Annotated in this window: 15 protein-coding genes; 4 read left to right on the top strand and 11 right to left on the bottom strand. The window is 49.0% G+C overall.

Translation table 11 applies throughout. The features are described from left to right. A partial coding sequence (locus tag Q7V06_RS10430; RefSeq protein WP_370650817.1) for a DUF2114 family protein occupies positions 1-80 on the top strand: 80 nt, incomplete at its 5' end. A gap of 2 nt (positions 81-82) precedes the next feature. After that, on the top strand, positions 83-313 hold the full coding sequence (locus tag Q7V06_RS06115) for a hypothetical protein (protein ID WP_304839519.1): 231 nt from the start codon (positions 83-85) through the stop codon (positions 311-313). Here the strand turns inward: Q7V06_RS06115 and argF are convergent. Genes argF through Q7V06_RS06095 form a run of 4 tightly spaced genes read right to left on the bottom strand, consistent with a single transcriptional unit; the run spans position 306 to position 3,553 of the window. Next, complete coding sequence (gene argF / locus Q7V06_RS06110) at positions 306-1,229, bottom strand: ornithine carbamoyltransferase (RefSeq protein WP_304839517.1); 924 nt, start codon at positions 1,227-1,229, stop codon at positions 306-308. The genes Q7V06_RS06115 and argF overlap by 8 nt on opposite strands. Further along, positions 1,226-2,518 carry a phosphoribosylamine--glycine ligase gene (gene purD, locus Q7V06_RS06105; RefSeq protein WP_304839515.1) on the bottom strand — a complete coding sequence of 431 codons (1,293 nt, stop codon included), beginning with the start codon at positions 2,516-2,518 and terminating at the stop codon, positions 1,226-1,228. The genes argF and purD overlap by 4 nt, the downstream gene beginning before the upstream one ends. Before the next feature lie 28 nt (positions 2,519-2,546). Then, the gene (gene pyrE, locus Q7V06_RS06100; protein WP_304839513.1) at positions 2,547-3,059 is read right to left on the bottom strand and encodes an orotate phosphoribosyltransferase; all 513 of its coding nucleotides are present in this window, start codon (positions 3,057-3,059) and stop codon (positions 2,547-2,549) included. Continuing rightward, complete coding sequence (locus Q7V06_RS06095; RefSeq protein ID WP_304839526.1) at positions 3,053-3,553, bottom strand: CDP-2,3-bis-(O-geranylgeranyl)-sn-glycerol synthase; 501 nt, start codon at positions 3,551-3,553, stop codon at positions 3,053-3,055. The genes pyrE and Q7V06_RS06095 overlap by 7 nt, the downstream gene beginning before the upstream one ends. A gap of 135 nt (positions 3,554-3,688) precedes the next feature. On the opposite strand from Q7V06_RS06095, the gene tes reads away from it, so the two are divergent. Continuing rightward, positions 3,689-5,170, top strand: a complete 1,482-nt coding sequence (tes, locus tag Q7V06_RS06090) for a tetraether lipid synthase Tes (RefSeq protein ID WP_304839511.1) — start codon at positions 3,689-3,691, stop codon at positions 5,168-5,170. Then, positions 5,167-5,955, top strand: a complete 789-nt coding sequence (locus Q7V06_RS06085; protein WP_304839509.1) for a RimK family alpha-L-glutamate ligase — start codon at positions 5,167-5,169, stop codon at positions 5,953-5,955. The genes tes and Q7V06_RS06085 overlap by 4 nt, the downstream gene beginning before the upstream one ends. Before the next feature lie 8 nt (positions 5,956-5,963). Here the strand turns inward: Q7V06_RS06085 and Q7V06_RS06080 are convergent, their stop codons facing one another. From Q7V06_RS06080 to Q7V06_RS06050, 7 genes are all read right to left on the bottom strand, one after another. Further along, positions 5,964-6,248: a UPF0058 family protein gene (locus Q7V06_RS06080; protein WP_304839507.1), complete on the bottom strand. Its 285-nt coding sequence runs from the start codon at positions 6,246-6,248 to the stop codon at positions 5,964-5,966. 72 nt (positions 6,249-6,320) lie between these two features. Further along, positions 6,321-7,577: a DNA primase DnaG gene (gene dnaG, locus Q7V06_RS06075; protein WP_304839505.1), complete on the bottom strand. Its 1,257-nt coding sequence runs from the start codon at positions 7,575-7,577 to the stop codon at positions 6,321-6,323. 134 nt (positions 7,578-7,711) lie between these two features. After that, the gene (locus tag Q7V06_RS06070; RefSeq protein WP_304839502.1) at positions 7,712-8,032 is read right to left on the bottom strand and encodes a DUF167 domain-containing protein; all 321 of its coding nucleotides are present in this window, start codon (positions 8,030-8,032) and stop codon (positions 7,712-7,714) included. 189 nt (positions 8,033-8,221) lie between these two features. Continuing rightward, positions 8,222-9,481, bottom strand: coding sequence for a dihydroorotase (gene pyrC, locus Q7V06_RS06065; protein WP_304839500.1), 1,260 nt, complete (start codon positions 9,479-9,481; stop codon positions 8,222-8,224). After that, positions 9,475-10,470, bottom strand: coding sequence for a hydrogenase expression/formation protein HypE (gene hypE, locus Q7V06_RS06060; protein ID WP_304839523.1), 996 nt, complete (start codon positions 10,468-10,470; stop codon positions 9,475-9,477). The genes pyrC and hypE overlap by 7 nt, the downstream gene beginning before the upstream one ends. 2 nt (positions 10,471-10,472) lie before the next feature. Continuing rightward, entirely contained in the window at positions 10,473-10,811 is a 339-nt protein-coding gene (locus Q7V06_RS06055; RefSeq protein ID WP_304839497.1) for a hydrogenase maturation nickel metallochaperone HypA, read from the bottom strand. Next, on the bottom strand, positions 10,811-10,978 hold a 168-nt coding region (locus tag Q7V06_RS06050; RefSeq protein ID WP_304839521.1), incomplete at its 5' end, for a HypC/HybG/HupF family hydrogenase formation chaperone. The genes Q7V06_RS06055 and Q7V06_RS06050, both read right to left, overlap by 1 nt.

Genomic DNA, 10,978 nt, shown 5'->3' with positions numbered 1-10,978 from the left:
TTGGTAAACCCAGGAACCCCCTCGGTGGTGTCCGTGGAGGTCCATGCATCATGAGTAAACGGATGAAGATTGGGAGATAAATATGGAAGAAGCAGAGTTATTTGATCTGATCATCCCCCCAGGGGTGCCGCGAAGTATCATACGCAATGTACTTGAGAGCTATGACGTTGAACTTGTACCACACATGACAAAGTTGAGTTTTGCAAACATGGATGGAGATGAGCGGCAGCTTCTGGCATTCCGTGGAAAGAAAGAAGAGGTTGAACGCGTTGAGGCGTTCATGTTTGAAGAACTTAAAAAATTTATTACCTAATTTTTTCTTCGAGACCAAAGAGGGCTATCAGTAACGCCTTCTGTGCATGAAGCCTGTTCTCAGCCTGATCCCATACCGCACTCTGTGGTCCGTCGATCACAGCATCTGTTATCTCAGAACCCCGGTGTGCAGGAAGACAATGGAGGGCGATTGCATCTTTTGAGGCAAGTTTCAGTAGCGGCTCATCAAGGCGGTAACTCTCAAATGCCACCATCCGTTCAGCCCGTTCATCCTCATCACCCATTGAGATCCAGGTATCAGTATAGATCGCATCGGCTCCAGCCACTGCCTCCTCCGGCGTAGCATGGAATGTGACATAACCATCTTCCTCAGCACGGTGGACACATTCGGCATCCGGTTCATATCCGGGAGGAACAGAGACAGAAACCTTCATTCCGGTTCTGATCGTCGAGAGGATAAGAGAGTTGCAGACGTTATTCCCATCTCCAATCCATGCGACCCGGATACCGGAGAGGGTGCCAAACCGTTCCTGCAATGTCATGAGATCGGCTAATATCTGGCATGGATGCTCTTTATCTGAGAGCCCGTTGATGACAGGAATTGAAGAAGCAGCTGAGAATGCCTGAATTGATGTATGAGTATGTGCACGAATCATAACTGATGAGAGGTACCGCGAGAGTACTCGTGCAGTATCCTGTACCGCCTCACCACGATCGAGCTGCATGTCCTTTGGGTTCAGATATACCGCAGATCCACCGAGTTCATACATACCAACCTCAAATGAGATGCGTGTCCTTGTAGATGACTTCTCAAAGATCATCCCGAGAGTCTTTCCCTCCAGATGCCGGTGAGGAATACCCCGCTTCCGTTCATCTTTGAGCCTGATAGCATTCCTGATAATTGTTGATATCTCCTCGGAAGTAAGATCGAGGATGGAGAGGATAGTTTGTTTCATCGTAATTCCTTCATATGCGCGATCCGGCGCTTAAGGATCTCATCTTTACCGATGTCCGACCGGTACCGTACATTCCCAAGAACCGATGATGCTCCTGCTTCAGCTGACCGTTCAGCATCAGAAAGGGTTGGACCCACACCAACAAACGCAAGTGAACGCGATCTCCGGGTTAGGATTTGCCCATCAATATCGGAAACATTTGCATAATAGAGCAATGCTTCATTATCCCGCGGGATATCTATCGGATCACCTGCAACCGGGGCATCGGGATACCCCGCAGGCACCACATACTTGCATACAGTCGCTTTCTGCTCAAACACAACATCAGACTGCCGGAGGGTACCTTCCGCAACACGGATGACTATCTCAGAAAAGTCCGAGGAGAGGATGGATAGAACATTCATCGCTTCAGGATCACCAAATCGGGCATTAAATTCAATTACCTTAGGACCGCTGACAGTATTCATGAATTGCCCATAGAGCACCCCACGATACGGAGTCCCTGACCGATCTAATGCTGAAACGACATCATGCATGATCCGAAGAGCTGATCCATAGTCTGCATCCGTCACAAAAGGAAGACGATGATCCGAAAGGCTGTATGAACCCATACCTCCGGTATTTGGCCCTGTATCTCCATTAAAAGCCCTTTTATGATCCTGAACAAGGGGCATCGGAACAATAGACCTGCCATCAACGAAGGCCATCAGGGTGAACTCCTCGCCAATCAGCCGTTCTTCGATGACAATACCATCTGAAATAGAACGTGCATACTCAATTGCTCCTGCTCGATCCACATGCTCCCCCATCACTTTAACGCCTTTGCCTCCCGTGAGACCTATTGGTTTAATGACAAGATCCTCATCATGAGAGGATATGAAGTCAACAGCTTCGGCAGAGTCCTGAAAGATCCGATATGCCGGAAGCCCGTCAACCTGATATTCCTTCATCAACCTTCTGCAGAAAGCCTTGTCTGTCTCTATCCGGGCTGAAGCCTGTGATGGACCGAGACATCCGATACCGAGTTTTTCCAGAGCATCAACTACACCGCATTGAAGGGGAGCTTCCGGACCTATAACCGCATAATCAATCCCCACCTCTGTTGCAAAGGAGATGATACGCTCAACATCAGTCTCCTGTGCGATACTATACCCGTAAGAGAGTGTCGCAATACCAGGATTACTATTGGACATTACAGCATAGATGACGGTATTTGGGTTGCAGGAGAGTGCTCTGGCTATTGCGTGCTCCCTACCGCCGCCACCTACAACCAGAAACTTCATGGCCATGTATTTGACACCATTCTACTAATATATATCACTTCTTCAGGAGATTGCTCACCCATGCGAGGGGGAAGAGCTCGATTCCATGCCCGGCAAGGAACGAAGCTGCACCCTGCTCACGATCGACGACTGTCACAACCCGATCAATGACTCCGCCCGCCCGCCTCAACTCTTCTACACCATAGAGCGCAGACCCGCCCGACGTCGTTACATCCTCAATGAGCAGTACACGCCTGCCTGCAACATCGCCGATGACCCGGGCAGCTTTTCCATGATCCTTCTCAGTAGCCCTGATGATCGCATAGGGCTTTCCTGATGCAAGCGATACGGCAACAGCAAGAGGAACACCACCAACAGCCACACCCGCAATAAGATCAAACTCGAACCGTTCCGAGACGACGCGCCCGATAGCAGCAAGCAGTACCGGATTTGTCATTGCATGTTTAATATCCACATAATACGAGCTTTTTTGACCAGATGCAAGTGTGAAATCACCAAATTCGATCGCATGATACTGGATCAGGAGAGACGATATATCGATTACCATGGTACCTCTTTTATGCCGAGTACATACCCAAGAATATTTGCACCGCGATGAAGGAGGGGAGTTATGATCAGAATGGCAAGAGCAATCGGGAGCGTGATCACAGATTGCACCCATCCGGGATCAACGATCAGGACCAGAACAAATGCACCGATGACGAGGTCGTACTGATCAGCAATCGGCCATTTCTCTCCCCTTCCAAGACCACGCCGCCTCTTGAAGAAACTTTTAACGAGATCTCCAAGGAGCGCACCAATTGCAAAGAGAATGACAGAGAGGAAGGTATGTGCCGGTAAAAAAGATATATTGACCATAGACTGGAGGAGGATCTGGAGAAGACCTATCGCAACACCACCACCTATTCCAAATATCAGGCCCCGGATCGTTTTTCCATCACCAAATATACGTTTTCCATCACTCCAGCACCTCCCTCCATCAATCGGCCTCCCACCACCGGTTGCAGCGGCAACAGGGTTTGGGACATATGCGGGGAGCATTACCCAGATAGCAGATATAACAAGTAAAAGGAGCGAAACGATACTGATACTGCCCATATCATAAGTACTATGGTGGAAGGTTTAAAAAATACTGTATCATATACTAGATTGAAGGTAATCGCGGGTGATTGAAGAATGCTGATCAGAAAAACAAAAAGCATCTGCCCCATCTGCAAAGTGGTGCTTGATGCTGATCTTATCAATGAAGATGATGCTATTTGGATCCGCCGTGTATGTCCGGAACACGGCCCCTTCAGGTCACTTTACTGGTCAGATGCCATCATGTTCAACCGGTTTGATATATACAACACCGTCGGACAGGGTATTAGCAGCTCAAAGACACCAGAAGAGCGGAGAGGGTGTCCATATGATTGCGGTCTCTGTGACCAGCATCGATCAGGAACTCTGCTTGCCAATGTTGATGTAACCAATCGATGCAATCTCAATTGTGATTTCTGTTTCGCGAATGCCCGCGCGTGTGGATTTATCTATGAACCGACATTTCAGCAGATAGAAGAGATGTTCATCAACCTCCGCGCCCAGAAGCCTGTTCCTCCACCCGCGATTCAGTTGTCAGGCGGTGAGCCGACGATGCGTGAAGATCTTCCGGAGATCATCAAAAGGGCTAAGGAGCTTGGGTTCAATCAGGTGCAGATCGCAACAAACGGCATTAAGCTCGCCCAGGATGAAACGCTTGCACAGAAGTTGAAATATGCCGGAGTATCAACAATATACCTCCATTTTGACGGAGTGACCAAAGAGACAAACCCCTTCCTTGAAGTGAGTAAGAGAGCTATTGAGAACTGCCGCAAAGAGAAGATCGGGATCGTCCTTGTTCCGACAATTATTCGTGGGAAAAACCACCATGAAGCAGGTGCGATCATCTCATTTGCCGCAGATAACATTGACGTAATCAGAGGGGTAAACTTCCAGCCGGTAGCATTTACCGGTGCGGCAAGCAATGACGATATCTTAAAAGAGCGCATCACCATCCCTGATCTCTTAAAAGGCATTGAAGAACAGACCGAAGGCATCCTGAAGGCAAAAGACTTCTATCCGATCCCCTGCGTAGAACCGATCATCGATCTTGTGAAGTCATATACCGGACGCCAGCAGATACAGTTCACCGCTCATCCCCACTGTGGTGCGGCAACCTATCTCTTTGTTACCGATCACGGGATGGTTCCGGTGAACAGGATGATTGATGTGGAGCCTTTCTTTAAATCAGTCGAAACGATAGCAGCAGGTTTGAAGAAAGGTGGAACCATCAGCAAGTACAGAACCCTTCTTGAAGGGGTCAATAGTCTCAGACACACCCTGAAGAAAGATGGGGACGAAACGATAGATTTCTATGGGCTTATTGCAAACGCGCTCATCCATCAGAACTTTGATGCCCTCAGAGAGTTCCACTGGAATGCCCTCTTTGTTGGCACCATGCACTTTATGGATAACTACAATTACGACATTGACCGGGTGAATCGCTGCTGTATTCATTATGCAACCCCTGACGGGCGGATTATTCCGTTCTGCAGCTATAATAGCGGCCCTGTATGGCGGGAAGAAGTCTGGAGAAAGTATGCGCTCAAAACAGATGATGAGCCGGAGTCCCATCCATGATCCGGATTATCCCTAAACCAACCGACAGACCAGATGATAATTCCACACAGATGGTAAAAAATGCCCTTGATGCAATGGGTGCTGAGTATGAGATCCTTTTATTGCGTGATCAAGATCCCTTCAGAATTTCATATCATAACGATCTCATCTGGGTCTGCGGTATACGTCAGGACGGTATAGAGTTTGAACGTATCAAAGCACTTTCACTGAAAAACCGGCTTGTCAACACCCCTGAAGCTATTGCCACCTGTGCAAGCAAGGTGATGACGTCCGCTCTCCTCGTACATCATGGGGTCCCGACACCAGAGACTCTTTTTACAGGTTTGCATTCAGATGTCGATGCATTTCTGGGGAGGCACGGTAAAGCTGTCTATAAACCGGTATATGGATTTGACGGGGATGGGATCTTCCTCTTTTCGAATACAGCAGATCTCGCCGATCCACCCTACTATGTCCAGGAGTATGTCAAAAACGATCGCGATTTCCGGGTATTTGTCATAGGGCATCATGCAGTAGGAGCAATTTACCGGCAGTCACCTCACCTGACTCATAATATACATAAAGGAGGGACAGGCACCCCTGTAGAGATCGATCCTGCCATGCGTGCAATCTCAGAAGCCGCAGCAAAAGCAATCGGAATTGACTATTGCGGCGTTGATCTCTTAAAAACAGATGAAGGCTATACCGTCCTTGAAGTAAATGGAACCCCGAACTGGCACTGTATGTCAGCACCGATACCACAATTACTTGCAGAATATCTTGTAGAAGAAGAAGGAAAATGTTGAGTGGTGCTTTACTGAGCACACTCAATTTCTTTGAGAGTTTTTTCAGCCAGTTCTTTCATTCTTGACGAGATCCTCCCAGAAGATGCAAGCTCTACGTCTTTCATTGCGTTTGCAAGTTCTGTTGCCAGAATGAAGATGGCATATTTATGCTCAAGTTTACTTTTATGAACCTGTGTAGGGTTGATCTTCAGGGCATGATACTGAGGAAATGACAGCTCGGGACTTCGGTCTTCGAAGTAATCCTTAATGTCAGACAACATCTGGTGGAGGGCGATCAACTCATCTTTGTGCATTTGTATCACCGTTAAGTACGATGGTGATGGCTGGGAATAAAAGGATATGGATTAAAAGATAAAATTATAATACTAGTTCATCTTCACCATACGTAAAGATGCAGGTCGTTTTACAATTCCTGAAAAGTTGGGTGCTGCGATGAACTCAAGACCTTTCTCAGCAACCACATCAAGCATCTTCTGATCCACCGTCAAATCAAAGATAACACCTGCACTCTCATCCCCATACTTTTCAAGAAGCCCCCTGAAATCATCTGGAGAAAAATCGTGGATCTTCGAGAGATCGGGAGAGAGAAATCTTCCAAGGCCACTCCCGCGAATTTCCTGAATATGTCCGCCAAGTGTAGTCAGAGCCGCTTTCTCCTCCCCCATAGAGGGTAAGGAGTGATCATCAGATACATCAAAACGGAGATCGTCATTGACCTTCTCATCAGCACGTTCAACAGGACCTGGATATAATGTGGGTTGGGCACCATACTGAGAACCTGTCTTTCGTGTCTCTCTGTCGATCTGATCCCGCACATACTCAACCGGCACTTTATTCCGCAATGCCTTGACAATCTCTTTTCGACTGAGGTCTTCGACACTCTTTCCTCGTGGAGGGTAAGCAACAAAGTCAACATCTGCAATCTGGAGGAGTTCCCGCAGGATCAACTCACCACCCCGATCACCATCTACAAAGACGGTTGCAGTCTTCTTTTCACAGAGACTGACGATGATGCCAGGGACATTTGTTCCTTCAACTGCAACACTATTCTTAATCCCATAGCGAAGAAGGTTCAGAACATCAGCTCTACCTTCAACAATGATGATCGCATCGGATTCTTCAACATTCGGACCTGCAGGTACCCGTTCCTCCCCAATCATACGGACTTTTTCTATCCTGATCGATTCCCGCACCTCATCAAGGAGATCCTGAGAGTCTATCGAGTCCTCCTCAAAGGCATCAAGGAGGAGCTCCTTAGCCCGTTCGATGATCTTCTTCCTTTTGGCTACCCTGATATCTTCGATGCACTCGACATGGACCCGGGCGACACATGGACCGACCCGATCGATCGTCTCAAGTGATGCAGCAAGGATGGCCGTCTCTGCCCGGTCAAGTGATGAAGCAATAAAAATATCACCAGTAGTCTCACCTCGTCTGCTGACGATCTGAACATCAATTCGTCCGACCCTTCCGGTCCTCTGGAGATCACGGAGGTCGAGATCTTCTCCGAGCAACCCTTCTGTCTGGCCAAAAATGGCACCGACTACATCGGGTTTCTCAACCACCCCCTCTGTTTCGAGATGAATCTGAATAAGATACTTAGTCGTATCAGGTGAATACATGTAAACGCACCCCCATCGATCATGCAATGAATGCTACGCCTGATCATAGGTAAATAACTATAGAGAGTTACATTTACTTAAAGTAACCCCTGAGGATAAGTTTAGGAGAAGTACTAAACAATCCCTGCCGATTATCACTCATCGAAAAATGGCCTGAGAATTTCTATTCCCTGTAAGAGGGTCATATTGGCAATCCGGATCACCTTTTTAGATGACTGGTGCCCTGACATAATATTGACTGATGACCTGGGCACATGCATACTATCAGCAACAAGATCGATGATTGCCGTATTTGCCCGACCATCAACAGGTGGTGCTGTCACCGCAACACCGATAGTTTTGCGCCAGGGATTGTACCCTGAGGGGAATACATTCCTTCCCGATCCCGTTTGCACTTCAATTTTAATCAAAAGACCATCGTCTGTTGCCCGGAGTGCATCAATAAAAGAATCCATGCTATATGTAGGTAGATGTCACCCGGTGATAACTGATAGCGGTCATCGGTAGCTGCTGCCATTCCTCCCGTAACAAACCCATCACCGGGTGATGCCTGTCGCGCAAACGGGTTGTCCCATGGCTCATCTCATGACATACGTCATATTGATCACCTGGGGACCTATGAATGCGCATCTGTTGGCACAGTATTAAATGTGTTCCCCAGGCAGATAACCTCTTCCCGTAACCCAGCCTCCGGAATCATATGAGTAATCTCCATCCCGATAGGCAACCCTCCCCTTATGAATGACGAGAGTCGGGAATACCCCCATGCGACCTTCAAACGGAGTCCATCCCGCCCGGGAATGGAGATTGTCAGATCTGATCGTCTCAGGCTGCATCGCATACAGAGCAAAATCTGATCGTTCACCTGGCGCATATCCGGCAGGAGGTATTCCAAGAACCCTGCATGGTGCAATAGCAGTCTTCTCTACGAGAGAATTGAGCGTTATCGTCTTCCTGACCACCTCATTCATCAGGAGAGGAAGCATCGTCTCTACACCAGGAAGGCCGGAAGGAGCATCAGCAAACGAAACAGTCTTCTCGGATCTGGTATGAGGAGCATGATCCGATGCAATGAGATCGATGCTGTTCCATGAAGAGAAGAGAGCCCTTCGATCTGATTCCGGGCGAATTGGAGGGTTAACCCGCGCGAATGTGTCTTCAGGTGCGAAATCCTCAATAGCAAGGAAGAGATGGTGCGGAGTAACCTCCTTTGATCCGGGTGCAACTCTGAGTGAAGCAGTGGAGCTGATATGGCAGATGTGTGGTTTCATTCCGATCGGCAGTATCTCACCAATCAATCCAAGAGCCCGGGCTTCACCATCCGGGGAACGGATCCGATTATGAGCGGTGAGATCTGATGGAGATCCCGGTCCGACCTCCTCGGAATGGATGGTAGCAAGAGCACCAAGTGAGTGTATCTTCTGAAGAGAGACCTTCAACTCCTCAATTGTCAGTGCATCACCATAACTTGAAGGTGCAGCAAAGATCTCTCCGAATGCCATCGCGCCCGCTTTCCAGAGGGGGAGAGGATCAGAGCCCGGAGAGACGCCTGCATTCACAGCAAAAGAGCAGAGTGCCCCCGTCTTCGCCTCTCTGATCCGATCAGTATACGCCTCCTGAGTGAGGAGGGGAGGAATCGTATTTGGCTGGTCAACGACCATTGTCACACCCCCGGCAAGAGCGGCCATTGTCCCCGTCCGCCAGTCCTCTTTGGCAGACTGCGGTCCCCCACGCATATGAACATGCATATCGGTTGCTGCAGGGATGCAGAGGAGACCATTACACCTGATATCCTCATGCGCTCTTCCAGCACTTCCGACACTGACAAGAGCGCCATCCTGAAACGCGAGATCGGCAATTCTTCCATCAGGAAGGGTAGTACTGCGAAGAACCAGATCTAACATACCCTCGGCACCGGATCACCAAGCGGCGGCTCGACGAACCGCTCTCCTCCGATCTTCGTCTGCATGATAACACGTGATCCGGAGACGACCCGACCGATAATCGCAGCTTCACGACCAAGAGGATGAGACCGGATAGCGGAGAGGACTGCCTCTGCATCCTCTGCTGGGACACCCATCACCACCTTCCCTTCGTTTGCAACCTGCAGGGGATCTATTCCAAGGATATCAGCTGCAGACCGGATGCTGCGCCTGATTGGAACATGCCCTTCATCAAGGAGGATTCCAACACCACTCTTGGTTGCCATCTCATTGATTGCAGCGGCAAATCCGCCACGAGTGGGGTCTTTCATCGCATGAATATCTCCGGCATGAAGTGCAAGATCAACGATCGGCCAGACCGGTGCCACATCAGATCGCAGTTGATCACCCAGGTTGAACCCCTCCCGATATGAGAGGAGCGAGATGCCGTGATCACCAAGGGTTCCGGAGACGATGATACAATCTCCTTCCTGAAGAGTACAGTCACGAACCGGTCTCTTTGAGATCACGATCCCTGCAGTATTGATGATGATAACTACAAGAGATCCACGTTCTATGACCTTGCAATCTCCTGTAACGATACTGGCCCCAGCTTCTCCTAGTGCCTGATCCATCGAAGCGACAATTCTGACAAGATCATCAATTGGGAAACCCTCCTCGATCACCATAGCAGAGGAGAGGGCAATCGGACGGGCACCCATCACTGCAAGATCGTTTACTGTGCCGCAGACAGAGATTCGTCCGATATCACCACCAGGAAAAAAGAGCGGCCTGACGACATGCGAGTCGGTGGTAAAGACAATATTACTGCCATTAATCGGGATGACAGCACCATCGTCGAGGGATTCAAGGCCGATACCACCGGCATTGTTATGAGAGAATGCTGTTAACGTTCTGAGAAGTTCACCCATCACCTCTCCGCCGGCACCATGCATAAGATTGACTTTCATCATTATTCACCAGTATCTATCTCAATATTCTTTACAACAATCTCTTTTCCCGAGACGAGGGAGGGTAGTTTTCCACAGTCAGGACAGACATAGATCTCGTTTCCCTCATACCCACAGACACAACAGGTACGCGGAAGAACAATCTCGCAGACTATCTTTGCCCCACGCATCACCGGATCGTCTTCAGCGATTGTAGTAAAGAGAAAACAGACCTGTTCCGGGTTAATCATGGCCATCTGGCCGAAAGAGACGGTGATAGTAGTTACGTGCCCTGCATTATGATCAAGGGCCGTTCTGCGTGCTGTCGCATAGATGTCATAGGCTATGCCGTATTCATGCATCAGGCACCCATGGCCTCATAGCATTGCCGGAATAACTCTCTGGTCTCAAGCCCTTCCTCTCGTGAAAGTCGCTGAATGGCAAATCCGACATGGACCAGGACGAATTCCCCGACCTTCACATCAACGAGATCAAGCCGGACCTCATGCTGGAGATCGCCGAAGTCGAC

It is taken from the genome of Methanocalculus sp. (assembly GCF_030651615.1).
GTDB lineage: Archaea > Halobacteriota > Methanomicrobia > Methanomicrobiales > Methanocorpusculaceae > Methanocalculus.
This window is presented reverse-complemented; position numbering and strand designations above follow the sequence as displayed.